We start from the raw sequence: 13543 nt of genomic DNA, 5'->3' as shown, positions 1-13543 counted from the left end.
GAAACTGGCCAACCTCCTTAAAATTTAAGCAATGCGGAGTTACAAATCGACAAACATTCGCCGGGCGTTGGCACTGGTTTCCTGCGCGATATCCGCTACAGACATATTCCGCAACACCGCCAGCACCCCGGCGATACGCGCCAGGTTGGCCGGCGCATTGGGCTGCCCCTGCGCCCATTCCGGCGGAATGTCCGGGCCATCGGTTTCCAGCACGATGGCGGACATGGGCAGGCTGGCGGCCAGCCGCCGGATGCGCTGCGAGCCCTGATAGGTCATCGCCCCGCCAAAGCCCAGGCAGAACCCCAGCTTGATGAACGCCTCGGCCTGCTGCGCGCTGCCATTGAAGGCATGCGCCACCCCGCCGCGCACCGGCACCTGCCGCAGGCACTTGAGAACCTGGTCCTGCGCGCGACGCACATGCAGGATCACCGGCAGCTCGAAGCGCCGCGCCAGCCGCAGTTGCGCCAGCAACAGTTGCTCCTGCCGCAGCGGGTCCAGCCCGGGCACGAACAGGTCCAGCCCGCACTCGCCCACCGCCACCGGGCGTTCGCGCTGCAGGTAGTCCGCCAGCAACTCCAGGTGCGCATCGGTGTGCTCGGCCAGGTACATCGGATGCAGGCCGTAGGCCACCGCCACGCCGAACTCGTCGCGCATCTGCCGGACCATGGCAAAGTTGGCCGCACTCACCGCCGGCACAATGGCCTGCGACACGCCGGCGAGGCGCGCAGCCTGCCATAACTCGGCACGGTTGGGGGAAAATTCGGCAGCATCCAGATGCAGGTGGGTATCGATGAACATGGGCAGCGGCTTGGTAACAGGTTGTCTGCAAATTAGCGGCAGTCGGGCCGGAATGCCAGCCGGCAAACCTGCCAGCGGCCGCAAAAAAGCCCGCGGCGCGAACAGCGCGGCGGGCTTGCGGCCAACGTGCAGGCACTTAGAAGCTGTTCTTCCAGTTCATGCCCAGCACCCCGCGGTTGTTGCCGCTGCTGTTGCCGGCATCTTTCTGGTAGCCGGCCTGCCACTGCAGCACACCGCTCTTGTGCAGCGGCGTGGTGTACGCCAGGGTGAGGTCCATTTCGCGCCCGCTCGGCGCCAGGCTGCTCCAGCTCTTGCCGTATACCGGGCGGCCATCGGCATCGGTACTGGCGGTCAGCAGGGCGACCCGGCCGGAAGCCACGCGCAGCGGCTGGGTCAGCGACAGCGACAGCTGATCCTGCGTGTTGAGCAGGTTCTGGCGTAGCCAGGAAATACCGAACGCGTTGGAGACGATGGCGCTGGTTTCGCTGAGCAGGCCGCTACCCTGGGCGGCACGGGTATGCCCCAGCTCGGCGTTCAGCAACAGGCCGGAGTTGGCATCCAGCCGGTAGGCCAGCGAAGCGCCGACTACCGAGCTGTGGTTGCCGCCCAGCGACAGCAGGCCGTTCTGCGCATAGCTGCTGCCCAGCAGGCCGTTGCTCTCGTTCACCTCGCCATAGCTCAGGCCGGCACGCAGGCTCTCTCCCAGCGGCAGGGAAACCCCCACCTTGTACTGGGCATTACTGGTGTTGGCCGCATCGCTGCCTGTGGTCTGCTGATTCGTGGTGTACGACAGCGCCACCCGGGCACTGCCCAGCTTGCTGCCATAGCTCAGCTGGTAACCACCCTGCGCCACGTTGCCGATGGCGCCCTGCTCGAAGGCCAGCGCCTGGCGCGCCATCAGGTCGTCATTGAACAGCGCGCGGCTGAAACCGTAGGCCGCCGGTGCGCCATAGCCCATCGCCATCACATCCCCCTGGCGGCCGGCATACATGGCGTAGCCAAAGGTGGCCAGCGGCGGCTGATTGCCACTGTCCTGAAAGCCGAAATCCTGCCCTATGCGCGGCAGGGCCACGCTCTCGCTGGCGTAAGCCAGCTCGGCGCCGTCGGCCAGCTTCATCACCTTGGGTGCGGAGAAGGTATTGCTCGGCAGCGGGTTCAGCGTGGCCTTCGCCGTCACCGAAGTCAGCAGGCCAGACAGGTTGACGCTGAAATTGCGGGTAAAGCTGTCGAACGCGGTATAGGCGCTCAGCTGCGATTTCACCGTGCTCAGGTTGCCCAGCGCACCACTGCTGATCATCGCGCCGCTCAGGGAGCTGACTGTCACCGGCTTGCCGTTGGCGCCGGTAACCGTCAGCGCGCCATAGGGCTGGAACGCGGTCTGCAGGCTGACCAGCCCGCTGCCATAAGTGCTGTCCACCCCGGCCGACCCCAGGTCCTTGGCGGTCAGCAGCAGCAGGTCGGCGGTAGTACCGTTGGTGCGCAGGATGGGCCAGGCGTTCTGCAGCAGCATCAGCGAGCCGCTGACGATGGGCGTGGACATCGAGGTGCCCGACCACAGGTACAGATTGTTGTTGTCCAGGATATACGGCGCGATGATGGATTCGCCCGGCGCCATCAGCCAGCGCGAAGCATACCCCGTGCGGGCGCCGCTGCTGCTGAGCAGCGCCCCGCTGCCCGGCTTGTTGCTGAACGAGGACAGCGCACTCTGGCTGTTCACCGAGCCGGCAAACAGCAGGTGCTTGATGGCCACGTCGGTCAGGCCGCTGGTATTGGCGCCGCCCAGCAGGTTGGCCGCACTATTGCCCCCCGCCCACACAATGAACGCGCCCTTGGCAGCCGCGTAGTTGATGGCCTGCACCGTGGCGGCGTCGTTGTTGAAAGTAAGCGACAGGTTGATCACCGTGGCGCCGGCATCGGCCGCCTTGCGCACCCCGTTGGCCACATCGGTGGAATATGCGCTGCCCTGGGCGTTCAGCACCTTTTCCGCCACGATATTCGCCAGCGGTGCCACGCCGATCAGGCTGCCGGCCTTGGTCGTGTAGCCGCCAGCCGAAGCGGTGAACGGCATGGTCTTGTAGCCGGCGGCAATGCTGGCCACCGCCGTGCCGTGGCCATTGTCATCCTGGAAACCATTGGAACAACTGAAGCTGAGCGCCGCACAACTGCTGAGCGTCCTGGAAACCTGCCCGCTGGCAAACTCCGGGCTGCTGGCGCTTACCCCGGTGTCCACCACGCCCAGCACCTGGCCGTAGCCCCAATTGGCGGCGGAAGCCACGGTATCGTTCAGACCGATCTGGGTAAGCCAGGGAGCGTAGCTTGCGGCCAGTGCCGGCTGCGATGCAGCACACGCCACAGACACAGCCAGCGCGAGCATGGTCACGCGGCCGCATGCAGAAAGATTTGCCATTACCCGTTGTCCTGTAGGTAGGCAAAAGTCGGACGACGGGCCAGCCTGTCGGCTGGGCAGCCCCGCTGGCACAGAAAAATCCAGAGCCCGGAAGCTTTGCGTCACTGGCTTTCGCGCAGTTTTGCCGGTTCGGTGGCAGCAGCCGGCCACCGAAGCATATTGTTAAAAATTTATAATCAGCAGCATGCCAAAGCAGCTAGAAAAAGTAAAGAAAACCGTGGCTTAAGCGCCCGCCAGCCGCCGTCACGGCCCAATCCGCTTACATGCCATTGCCACATGCGGGAACTATATTGAGTACCAGCAGTTCGACATGCCTGTAGCAACGCTGCTCTCGGGCAGTTGCCCCCCCACAGCAAGCATTATTTCGAGGAGTCGAAGCCATCATGAAACAACCCGTTCTGAGCCTGGTACTCATTGCCTTCACCGCCGCCAGCCTGGCCGGCTGTGCCGATATGAACGAAACCCAGAAAACCACCGGTACCGGTGCGGCGATTGGCGCCGGCGTCGGCGCCGTACTGGGCGCAATGACCGCCGGCGGCCACTCCGGCCGCAGCGCCGCCACCGGTGCGGTGCTCGGCGCCGCGGTAGGCGCAGGCGGCGGCTACCTGTGGTCGCAGCACATGCAGAAACAGAAGGAAGCCATGGAGCAGGCATCGCAGGGCACCGGCGTCAGCGTCAGCCAGACCAGCGACAACCAGCTGAAGCTGAACATCCCCAGCGATGTCTCCTTCGACAGCGGCCGCTATGACATCAAATCCAACCTGCGCCCGGTACTGGACCGCTTTGCCGTAACCCTGCAGCAAAACCCGGTCACCACCGTGCGCATCATCGGCCACACCGACAACACCGGCAGCGATGCCATCAATAACCCGCTGTCGGTGAACCGCGCCAAGGCCACGCGCGAATACCTGGTGGCGCACGGCGTAGCGATGAACCGCATCGCCATCGACGGCCGTGGCTCGCATGAGCCTATCGCCGACAACGGCACCCCGAATGGCCGTGCGGCCAACCGCCGGGTGGAAATCTTCGTTGCCGAGGCTGCCAAGTAAGCACCCGCCGGGCGGTTTGCCACCTCGCCGGCAAGCAGGCAACAAAAAACCCGCAGAGCCTTGCGCTGTGCGGGGTTTTTATCTGCTTGAATCTTTGTCGTGGTGCCCGGGGCCGGACTCGAACCGGCACGCCTTGCGGCGGGGGATTTTGAGTCCCCTGCGTCTACCAATTTCGCCACCCGGGCGACAAAACTTCAAGGCTGCGGATTATAGTCGGGCTACATTGCGGCTGTAAACCTTATTGCACGGCCTTTAGCTGCAGCGCGGCGTCGTACAGCTGCTTCTTGTTCAGGTCGTAATGGCCGGCCACGATGGTCGCCGCCTGCTTGGTGGGCAGCACCGCCACCAGCTCGGCCAGCAGTGCCTGCGCCGCTGCCGGCAGCGCGTCGTCGGCCGCTGCCACGCGCGGCGCGGCGTCGATAATCAGCACGCACTCGCCGCGCTGCTGGTTGCTGTCGGCACGGATGCGTGCGGCCAACTCGCCGGCGGGCAGGCGCAGAAAGGTTTCGAAGGTCTTGGTCAGCTCGCGCGCCAGCACCAGCGGGCGCGCCTCGCCCAGCGTGGCCACGATGTCTTCCACGCACTCCAGGATGCGATGCGGCGCTTCGTAGCACACCACGGCGTAGTCGGCCTGCTGCCACTGCTGCAGCGTCTTGCTGCGCGCGCCGCTCTTGGGCGGCAGAAAGCCGTGAAAGTGGAACTGCCCGGTTTCCAGGCCGGCGGCGGACATGGCACCGATCACTGCCGAGGCGCCCACAATCGGTACCACGCGCAAGCCGGCTGCCCACACCGCGTCGGCCAGCCGCGCGCCGGGGTCGGAAATGCCCGGCGTGCCGGCATCGGACACCTGCAGCACGATCTTGCCTTCGCCGATCCAGCGCACCACGTTGGCCGCCATCTCGCGCTCATTGTGTTCGCGCAGGCTGACCAGCTTTTTATGGATACCGTAGGCGGTGAGCAGGCTGCCGGTCACCCGGGTATCTTCCGCCAGGATAATGTCTGCCGCATGGAACCCGGCCAGGGCGCGAACGGTCACATCCGCCAGATTTCCAATGGGCGTAGCCACCACATATAATGCCCCGTCGATAAACGTTTCCCGAGCAGAATTCATCAAGTGATCAAGCGCTGTCTGCACGTATTGGCTCCATGGGTTTCCGGCACTGCCGTTTTATTGGCGGCCAGTGTAGCGACTGCCCAAACCCCCGGCTACATCCTGCAGCAAAATCAGCAGCAGCTGCAGCCGCTCGTCAGCCCCAAACCGGCAGCCATGGCCGGCACTGCTGCCGCCGCCGCGCCGCAAGCTGCCAGCAAGGCCAGCGGCCGGGTGCCGCATCTGGGCCTGCTGTTGCCGCTGGATTCCCCACAGCTGAAAGAAGCCGCACAGGTGGTGAAGGCCGGCTTCGATGCCGCTGCCGCGGCCAATACCGACAGCGGCGTGCAGATCAGCGTGGCCAGCCTGACCGATGACGCGCAGGTGCAGGCCGGCTACCAGCAGCTACTGGCCGACGGCGCCAACTTCATCGTCGGCCCGCTTACCCGCCAGGGTGCGGCCAACCTTGCCGCGGAAAGCAAGCTGCCGACCCTGGTACTCAACAGCCTGGAAAAAGCGCCGCCAGCAGGCAGCAAGGTGTGGAGCCTGAGCCTGGCGGTGGAAACCGAAGCGCCGCAAGTGGTGCGACTGCTGCAGGACGACGGCAGGCAGCAACCGGTGCTGCTCTATAACAGCGAGGCGCTGTCGCAGCGCCTGCGCCAGGCGTTTGCCGAGGCATGGCCGGCGCGTGGCGGCAAGGCGCTGCGCGAGCTGGATGTCAGCAACCCGGATGCCGGGCAGCTGAATGCGGCGCTGGAGAGCAGCGACGCGGTGATTCTGGCGCTGGACAGCAAGGAGGCCGCCGCCACCCGTGCGCTGCTGCCTGCCAAGTTGCCGGCCTACGCGGTATCGCTGGTCAACACCCAGCAGGCGCCGGCCATCATGCAGGGCGTACGCTTTGTCGATATGCCGTGGTTCCTGATGCCGGACCACCCGGAAACCCGCGGCATCGCCCGCCCCGGCAACAATCTGACCCGCGCCACCGAGCGCCTGTACGCGCTGGGGGTGGATGCCTACCGCCTGGCGGTAGCGCTGGCCGGCAGCAAGAACCCGCAACTGATCAAGCTGGGCGGCGCCACCGGCGACCTGCACCTGGGCAAGGGCTGGCAAGTGCAGCGTGACCTGCCCAGCAGCGTGCTTGGCGCCACGCAATGAGCCGCAGCACCGGCAGCGCCTTCGAGCAGCAGGCCGCCCGCTTCCTGCAGCAGCAGGGTCTGAAGCTGGTCTGCAGCAACTGGCACTGCCGCTTCGGTGAAATCGATCTGATCATGCGCGATGGCGCCAGCCTGGTTTTCGTCGAAGTACGCGCCCGCCGCAGTGCCAGCTTTGGCGGTGCCGCGGCCAGCATCGGCGCTGCCAAGCGCCAGAAACTCACCGCTGCGGCCAACCTGTACCTGAGCCAGCAGCACATCGACGCCCCCTGCCGTTTCGACGCCGTGCTGTTCAATGGCGACGCACCGGTGGAGTGGCTGCAGAACATCATCGGCTAGCCCGCAGTGGCCGGCCCGGCAACTCCTGAGGAATACGCATGGACCTGATTGACCGCGCAGGCGGACATTTCCGGGAAAGCATCGCCACCTTGCAGCTGGTGATGGACGAACTGGCCCCCGCCATCGCCGTGGCGGCGGAACGCATGGTGGCCAGCCTGATGAACGAAGGCAAGATCCTGGCCTGCGGCAACGGCGGCGCGGCGGCCGATGCCCACCACTTCGTCACCATGATGCTGGGGCATTTCGAGAAGGAACGCCCCGGCCTTGCCGCCATCGCGCTGTCTTCCGACAGCCCCTCGCTCACCGCGGTGGGGAACGATTACGAGTTTGATCTGATCTTTTCAAAACAGGTGCGTGCGCTGGGCCACCACAACGACCTGCTGTTGGTGATCAGCAGCACCGGCAATTCGGCCAACATCATCGAGGCGATCTACGCCGCCCACGAGCGCGGCATGAACGTGATCGCCCTTACCGGCAACGACGGCGGCCAGGTGGCCGAGATCCTGTCGCCGGAGGATCTGCACCTGAATGTCCCCGTTACCCGCGCCGCCCGCGTGCAGGAAGTGCACCTGCTGCTGCTGCATGCGCTGTGTGACGCCATCGATTACATGCTGTTGGGAGGTGAATGATGAAACGACGCGCAACGGCCCTGCTGCTGGCCACACTGGCTGCGGCCAACCTTACCGCCTGCTTCCCGCTGGTGGCCGGTGGCGTGGCTGCCGGCACCATGGTGGCAACCGACCGCCGCACCAGCGGCGCCTATGTGGAAGACCAGAGTATCGAATTGAAAGGGATGCAGGCGATTGGCGAGCGCTACCCGGCAGCCCATGTCAACGTCACCAGCTACAACCGCGCGGTACTGCTTACCGGCGAGGCGGCGGACGAGGCACAGCGCAGCGCCATCGAACTGCAGCTGCGCGGCATGCCCAATGTGCGCCGCATCTACAACCATATGGTGGTTGCCCCCAGCTCCAGCCTGCCGCAGCGCAACGGCGACACCTGGCTCACCACCAAGGTGCGCACCCGCCTGCTGCAAGGCAACGGCTACCCGCCCACCGGCATCAAGGTGGTGAGCGAGCGCGGCGTGGTGTACCTGATGGGCCTGGTTACCCAGGATGAAGGCGATGCCGCCGCCAAGGTAGCCGCTGCCACCTCCGGCGTGCTGCAGGTGGTGACGCTGTTCGAACCGCTGTCCACGCAGCCGTAAACGGACACACGCATTCATTAAAAAAAAACCGGGCAAACGCCCGGTTTTTTCATTGCTGCTGCGCCGTGGCGGCCAACTCAGCGCGGCAGCAGCACATCGGCGCACAGCACGTGCATGGCATCGTCGATCTCGATCGACATCGACAGCGTGACGCAGGTGCGGGTATCGGTCATCGACAGATACGGCTCGCTCATGTACAGCACGCCGGGCTGGTCGATGGCGTGCTGGAAGTAGCTGCGCCGCGACCATACCGCGCCGGTGGTGTCCTCCAGCGGCGCAAAGCGCAGGTTGTCCTCCTCGCTCAGCTGGCGCACGTTGAGGTTGGGGCCCTTCTGCCGCCCTTCGTTGTCCAGCAAGAAACAGCGGATCACGTCCGGCAGCGACATCATCGGCTGTGCGGCAAAGCGGAATTCGCTGCCCTGCATCAGCGCGATGGCGGTCTGCACGAAAGCCTGGCGCGACAGCTCCAGCTGGCGGCGGTTGAGCTTGCGGCGCAGCATCTCGCGGTTCATCAGCTCGTCCCACTTGGCATCCAGCCGCGGGGTGATCAGGCTGTCGGCATCCGGCTGCGCCGCCGGCCGCGCCACATAGAAGCCCTGTACCAGGTCGCAGCCCGAATCCAGTGCCACCACCACGTCGGAATCGCTTTCCACCCCTTCCACCACCACCAGCGCACCAATTTCGTGCATCAGCCGCACCAAACGCGACAGCAGGTTGCGGGTACGCTGCTGCGTCACCGCACTGCGCAGCAGGTTGCGGTCGAACTTGACGAAATCCGGCTCCAGGCTGCACACCCGGTCGAGGTTGGAATGGCCGACGCCGAAATCGTCGATGGCCAGCAGGCAGCCCTGTTCGCGCAGCACGGCGATGCCTTCGATCAGGCGCGCGTCCAGCTCTATGGTCTGCTCCAGCACCTCCAGCACCACGCTCTGCGGCGCAATGCCGCTGTCGCGGATGATGCGCCCCAGTTCCGCCGCCTGCTTGGCGTCGGACAGCGTCATGGCATCCACGTTCAGGAACAGCCAGCGCTGCTGCTGCGACATGTCGGCAAAGCGCCGGCAGTGCGCCTCGCACACCGCCAGGTCCAGCGCCACGCGCTCATCGCGGCGGATGTAGCGCTCGTAGACCTGCAATGGGCCGAGCATTTCGCCGTTCTCGCTGGCCCGCAGCAATGCCTCCATGCCCACCGTGCGGCGATGCGCCAGGCTGTAAATGGGCTGAAAGTGGGAATCCAGCAGCAAGGAATCCCGCACCGGTCGCTTATCCACAACGTTCCTCCATCAGATGATGGGCTGAAATTAGCAATTGCCGTTCCAGTGTAAGTGAGGTTGGCCGCAAGCCCAATGCCTGATGGCGAATTGTTGCCGTCAGGCATGAAAAAAGGGCCGGTTACCCGGCCCTTGTCCAGCGCCCTTTACAGGCTGCTTACATATCCGCCTTCAGGTTGCCGTTCTTCAGCATGTTGGCAATGATCTGCTGATCGCCGCTGCCCAGGTCGGCCAGGTGTACGTTGTTCAGCGTGATCTGCTGATCGAAGCCATTGCCGATGCTGCCATGGCTGCTGACCTGCACCACCGCATTGCCGCTGCTGTCCGAAGCGAAGTGCAGGTAGTTGCCGAGGTTGGTGCTGTTCTCGCCCACCAGCAGGTCCTTCAGGTCCAGCACATCGCCGCCGCTGCCGTTCTTGAAGTCCATCACCACATCCTTGGCCGGGTTGGCCACGGTGCCCTGATCGTTCAGCTGCCACTGGAAGGTATTCACCCCGGTACCACCGAACATGGTGTCATTGCCCGCGCCACCCACCAGGGTGTCGTTGCCGCCCTGACCGTACAGAATGTCGTTGCCGGCACCGCCGTAGAGCTTGTCGGCACCATCGCTGCTGCCGGAGACGTTGAACTCCTGCATGTGGCTGGAAATGTAGTGGTGGATATCCGCCGTCGATACCGCACTGGCCAGCACGCCGGTCTTGCCCGCCACATAGCTTTGCAGCGCGGTGTAGCCATCGCCGGAGATGCCGTTGAACTTCACGATGTCGCCAAAGAGGATGTCGTTGCCGTCACCGCCGTTAACGGTATCGTTGCCCGGCAGCGCTGCCGTGGTGGTGCCCAGGATGGTGCTGGCCAGCTGGGTGCCATCGATGTTGGTGTGCGGTACGCCATCGCTGTCGTACGGCTTCAGGTCCGCCGCGCTGACGGCATTGTTGATACCGATGGCATCGACGCTGGATACCTGCGACAGCAAGGTGTAGGCAGCCGAGGCATGGCTGACCACCGTGCTGTCGTTGTCGGACAGCATGGTATTGCTGGTTACCAGCTCGTAGTGGCCGGTACCGTCGGCATTGATATTGCCGACAGTCGTGTCAACCCAGTTGCTTACCCACGTCTGATTCTTGCCGTGCCCCTGGAACGAGCCGTTGTCCTGCCACTGATGCACATTACCGGAAGCATCGACAATGGTACGGCTCACACCGTCCACCATCGTGCTCACCACCATGCCCGGCTTGTAGTTCGCCAGATTCAGCAGGTTAGACAGGCTCACATCACTGGTGCTGGTGGCCTGGCTGTTGTAATCCACCACCTTCACCGTGCTGGCCCCCACCTCGTAGGTATTCGGCTGACCGTCGGTGATGAAGTAAGTCAGGTTGGTGGTGCCACTGTTGCTGATACCGCTGCGGAACCAGTTGGATGCCTCCTCGAACGCCGCTTCGTAGTTGGTGGTGCCGCCGGACACCATCGATGCCAGCGCCGTTTTCAGCGTGTTCAGCGCATCGCTGGAAGCCAGGTTCACCGACACCGAGCTTTCCACCTTGGAGTCGAAGTCCACCAGCATCACGTTCACGCTACCTGCACCGGTGCTGGTGGCGCTGCTGATCAGCGTCTTGAACACGGTTTCCAGCGAGGACACCATGTTCGCCAGGTTGGTGGAGCCGATACTGCCGGAAGTATCCACGATGAAGGCGATGTTGTAGTTGTGGCCGGACACTACCTGCAGGCCACTCACGTCCGCGATCATCACGTCGTTTGCTGCCGTACCGGTCATGGCATCGCTGCCGGAGGTGCCCACATCCGCGGCATAGCTCTGCACGGTAATGTTCAGCGTGGAGTTGTCGATGCTGACACCATCGCTCACCACGTAGCTCACCGTCGGCACGCTACCGTAGTAGCCGCTGGCCGGTGTGAAGTTGTACTTGCCGTCCGCATCGATATGCAGCGTGCCTACACCGTTGATGGTGGCGGTGCTGCCGGCGGCGTAGCTGCTACCGTTGATGCTGAAACTGCTCACGCTCACCGGGCCATCCACGCTGTGGGTGCCATCCAGCACACTACCGTTCAGCGGCACGTTCTGGTCGGTGGAGACCACCTCGCTGGCATCGGTGAAGCCATCGGTTACCGGCGTAACGTTGATGTCCAGCGTGGAGGTGCTGCCGGTATTGGTGGTGTAGTTCACCGTCGGCACGGTGCCGTTCCAGTCCTGCGCCGGCGTGAAGGTGTAGTCACCGTTGGCCGCCACCTGCAGGGAGCCGCCGGTTACCGCCACGGTCAGCGAGCCGGTGCCAGGCACGGTGTAGCTGACACCACCCACCTTGATGCTGGCTACCAGCAGGTGGTTGTCGACATCGATATCGTTGGTCAGCACATTGCCCGATACCGGGTTGTCTTCCAGCGTGGTCTTGACATCGGCCATCAGGCGGCTCGGATCGTCAGTACCGGTGATGTCGATGGTGACGGTGGTCTTGCTGCCGTCATTCAGCGTCACGGTGAAGTTTTCCGCAGCCTTCTGCCCTGCGGCCAACGGGTCGGCGCGGCTGTCCAGCGTGTAGCTCCAGTGCCCCTTGTCATCCACGCTCAGGCTGCCGTAGCTGCCGCTGTAGATGGCCTTGTTGAAGGCCAGGCCAGCGTTATCCACGTCGGTAGCAGTCAGCGTGCCAGTAGCGGTCGGCGCGGTGTCTTCCACCACGCTGCCATTACCGGTGCTGATCACCGGCTTGTCGTCGGTACCGGTGATGTCGATGGTCACCGTGGTCTTGCTGCCGTCGTTCAGCGTCACGGTGAAGTTTTCCGCAGCCTTCTGCCCTGCGGCCAACGGGTCGGCGCGGCTGTCCAGCGTGTAGCTCCAGTGCCCCTTGTCATCCACGCTCAGGCTGCCGTAGCTGCCGCTGTAGATGGCCTTGTTGAAGGCCAGGCCAGCGTTATCCACGTCGGTAGCAGTCAGCGTGCCAGTAGCGGTCGGCGCGGTGTCTTCCACCACGCTGCCATTACCGGTGCTGATCACCGGGGCGTCGCCAGTACCGGTGACGTTGATGGTCACGGTGGTGGTGCTGCCGTCGCTCAGTTTGACGGTGAAGGTCTCGGTTTCCTGCTGGCCGGCGGCCAACGGTTCGGCACGCTCGTCCAGGGTGTAGGACCAGTGACCCTTGTCGTCGACGGTCAGGCTGCCGTAGGCACCTTTCTCGGTGCCAGCGGTGAACGCCAGTGTCGGGTTGTCGACGTCGGTGGCGGTCAGAGTACCTTCCACGGTCGGCTGGGTGTTCTCCACCACGCTGCCGTTGCCGCTGCTGATGACTGCCGGATCGTCCACCGGGGTGATGTTGATGCTGAGGGTGCTGCTGCTACCGGTATTGGTGGTGTAGGTAATGGTGGGCACTTCACCATTCCAGTTGGCCGCCGGGGTGAAGGTGTATTCACCGTTGGCCGCAATGACCAGCGTGCCGCTTTCCAGCTTGATTTCGGTGCTGTGCGCGGCAGTCACGTCGTAGTGGGTGCCGGCGACATCTACGCCGCTCACGCTCAGTACCGTGTCCGGGTCGTGGTCGTTGGCCAGCACATTGCCCTTGGCCGGGGTGTCTTCGGCCACGGTGTTGCTGTCGGCCTGCAGTACCGACGGCTGGTCGATTGCCGTGCTGCTGGTCTGGGTGCCGGTGCCGGTGGAGCCGGTGGAGCCGGTGGTGTTGATGGCATTGCCATCCGTCGTGCCGCTGGTCAGGCTGACCGGAGTGATGTTTTCGTTCACCCGGCCGAGGATGGTGTAGGAGATACCGCCATCTTCACTGCCGGCGGCACCGTTCAGGCCGGCGGCGGCCGGTTCCAGGTTCTGCAGCGGGTCCAGCCCATTCTGCAGCGATGCCAGCACCTGCTGTGCCTCGCTCGGCATGGTGGCCAGCGCCGCGTCGGTCTTGTCGGCATGCGCATGGCCAAAAACGTCATCGGTAATGGTCAGATCGCGCGGTTCGGCTACTTTAACGACGTTGCCATTATCCGCCTGCACTTCGATGGAGGCGTCTGCGGGAACGATCAGTCGCTCGCCTACGGCAACGATGTCGCCGACATGCAGAATGCGCTGGGTGCCGTTGGCCGCAACAGCAATGATTTTACCGGTGATTGCTACGATTTTTCCGTGCTGGCTTACCGCATTCATACAGACGCTCCATTGACCAGATTATCCAGACTGGCAGTCTAAAAATCAGACAATGCCCAGTACATTGTACTAAAGGGCAATGGGCGT

The 13543-nt window shown here is 64.0% G+C and carries 10 protein-coding genes, 1 tRNA gene and 1 riboswitch; of the genes, 5 read left to right on the top strand and 6 right to left on the bottom strand.

The window, feature by feature from the left end; genetic code table 11:
* Window positions 1-39 precede the first annotated feature (39 nt).
* Both PSELUDRAFT_RS06625 and PSELUDRAFT_RS06620 read right to left on the bottom strand, forming a co-directional pair.
* A complete protein-coding gene (locus PSELUDRAFT_RS06625; RefSeq protein WP_088966097.1) occupies window positions 40-798 on the bottom strand; it encodes a TatD family hydrolase in 759 nt (252 codons plus the stop codon).
* A gap of 136 nt (window positions 799-934) precedes the next feature.
* Entirely contained in the window at window positions 935-3205 is a 2271-nt protein-coding gene (locus tag PSELUDRAFT_RS06620) for a S8 family serine peptidase (RefSeq protein ID WP_088966096.1), read from the bottom strand.
* A gap of 52 nt (window positions 3206-3257) precedes the next feature.
* Window positions 3258-3341, bottom strand: a riboswitch (cyclic di-GMP riboswitch).
* A 247-nt stretch (window positions 3342-3588) separates the two neighbouring features.
* Between PSELUDRAFT_RS06620 and PSELUDRAFT_RS06615 the strand changes: the two genes are divergently transcribed.
* Window positions 3589-4254, top strand: a complete 666-nt coding sequence (locus tag PSELUDRAFT_RS06615; RefSeq protein WP_088966095.1) for an OmpA family protein — start codon at window positions 3589-3591, stop codon at window positions 4252-4254.
* A gap of 100 nt (window positions 4255-4354) precedes the next feature.
* On the opposite strand, the gene PSELUDRAFT_RS06610 is transcribed toward PSELUDRAFT_RS06615, so the two are convergent.
* Together PSELUDRAFT_RS06610 and rsmI are read right to left on the bottom strand one after the other, a co-directional pair.
* Window positions 4355-4439 (bottom strand) — tRNA-Leu (locus PSELUDRAFT_RS06610).
* Between the two features lie 53 nt (window positions 4440-4492).
* The gene (gene rsmI, locus PSELUDRAFT_RS06605; RefSeq protein ID WP_179947594.1) at window positions 4493-5365 is read right to left on the bottom strand and encodes a 16S rRNA (cytidine(1402)-2'-O)-methyltransferase; all 873 of its coding nucleotides are present in this window, start codon (window positions 5363-5365) and stop codon (window positions 4493-4495) included.
* Window positions 5366-5425: 60 nt separating this feature from the next.
* Here rsmI and PSELUDRAFT_RS06600 point away from each other — a divergent pair, with 60 nt between their 5' ends.
* The 4 genes from PSELUDRAFT_RS06600 to PSELUDRAFT_RS06585 are packed head-to-tail and all read left to right on the top strand — an operon-like array spanning window position 5426 to window position 8041.
* Window positions 5426-6499 (top strand): penicillin-binding protein activator, encoded by a 1074-nt coding sequence (locus tag PSELUDRAFT_RS06600; protein ID WP_157725036.1) that lies wholly within the window; start codon window positions 5426-5428, stop codon window positions 6497-6499.
* The gene (locus PSELUDRAFT_RS06595) at window positions 6496-6834 is read left to right on the top strand and encodes a YraN family protein (RefSeq protein ID WP_088966092.1); all 339 of its coding nucleotides are present in this window, start codon (window positions 6496-6498) and stop codon (window positions 6832-6834) included. Before PSELUDRAFT_RS06600 ends, PSELUDRAFT_RS06595 begins: the two co-directional genes overlap by 4 nt.
* Window positions 6835-6872: 38 nt before the next feature.
* The gene (locus PSELUDRAFT_RS06590; RefSeq protein WP_088966091.1) at window positions 6873-7463 is read left to right on the top strand and encodes a phosphoheptose isomerase; all 591 of its coding nucleotides are present in this window, start codon (window positions 6873-6875) and stop codon (window positions 7461-7463) included.
* Window positions 7460-8041 (top strand): BON domain-containing protein, encoded by a 582-nt coding sequence (locus PSELUDRAFT_RS06585; RefSeq protein ID WP_231895321.1) that lies wholly within the window; start codon window positions 7460-7462, stop codon window positions 8039-8041. The genes PSELUDRAFT_RS06590 and PSELUDRAFT_RS06585 overlap by 4 nt, the downstream gene beginning before the upstream one ends.
* Window positions 8042-8118: 77 nt before the next feature.
* Here PSELUDRAFT_RS06585 and PSELUDRAFT_RS06580 read toward each other — a convergent pair whose 3' ends face one another.
* Both PSELUDRAFT_RS06580 and PSELUDRAFT_RS06575 read right to left on the bottom strand, forming a co-directional pair.
* A complete protein-coding gene (locus PSELUDRAFT_RS06580; RefSeq protein ID WP_197693942.1) occupies window positions 8119-9309 on the bottom strand; it encodes an EAL domain-containing protein in 1191 nt (396 codons plus the stop codon).
* Between the two features lie 157 nt (window positions 9310-9466).
* Window positions 9467-13456 (bottom strand): retention module-containing protein, encoded by a 3990-nt coding sequence (locus PSELUDRAFT_RS06575; RefSeq protein ID WP_088966088.1) that lies wholly within the window; start codon window positions 13454-13456, stop codon window positions 9467-9469.
* Window positions 13457-13543 lie beyond the last annotated feature (87 nt).

The organism is Vogesella sp. LIG4, from assembly GCF_900090205.1.
GTDB lineage: Bacteria > Pseudomonadota > Gammaproteobacteria > Burkholderiales > Chromobacteriaceae > Vogesella.
The sequence above is the reverse complement of the archived record's forward strand: the minus strand, read 5'-3'. Positions and strand labels throughout refer to the sequence as shown.

What these genes read in the sequence shown, in the direction of transcription:
- PSELUDRAFT_RS06615 (WP_088966095.1), top strand. Translation starts at nt 3,589, where the DNA reads ATGAAACAACCCGTTCTGAGCCTGGTACTCATTGCCTTCACCGCCGCC.
- rsmI (WP_179947594.1), bottom strand. Translation starts at nt 5,365, where the DNA reads ATGAATTCTGCTCGGGAAACGTTTATCGACGGGGCATTATATGTGGTG.
- PSELUDRAFT_RS06625 (WP_088966097.1), bottom strand. Translation starts at nt 798, where the DNA reads ATGTTCATCGATACCCACCTGCATCTGGATGCTGCCGAATTTTCCCCC.
- PSELUDRAFT_RS06585 (WP_231895321.1), top strand. Translation starts at nt 7,460, where the DNA reads ATGATGAAACGACGCGCAACGGCCCTGCTGCTGGCCACACTGGCTGCG.
- PSELUDRAFT_RS06620 (WP_088966096.1), bottom strand. Translation starts at nt 3,205, where the DNA reads ATGGCAAATCTTTCTGCATGCGGCCGCGTGACCATGCTCGCGCTGGCT.
- PSELUDRAFT_RS06575 (WP_088966088.1), bottom strand. Translation starts at nt 13,456, where the DNA reads ATGAATGCGGTAAGCCAGCACGGAAAAATCGTAGCAATCACCGGTAAA.
- PSELUDRAFT_RS06590 (WP_088966091.1), top strand. Translation starts at nt 6,873, where the DNA reads ATGGACCTGATTGACCGCGCAGGCGGACATTTCCGGGAAAGCATCGCC.
- PSELUDRAFT_RS06595 (WP_088966092.1), top strand. Translation starts at nt 6,496, where the DNA reads ATGAGCCGCAGCACCGGCAGCGCCTTCGAGCAGCAGGCCGCCCGCTTC.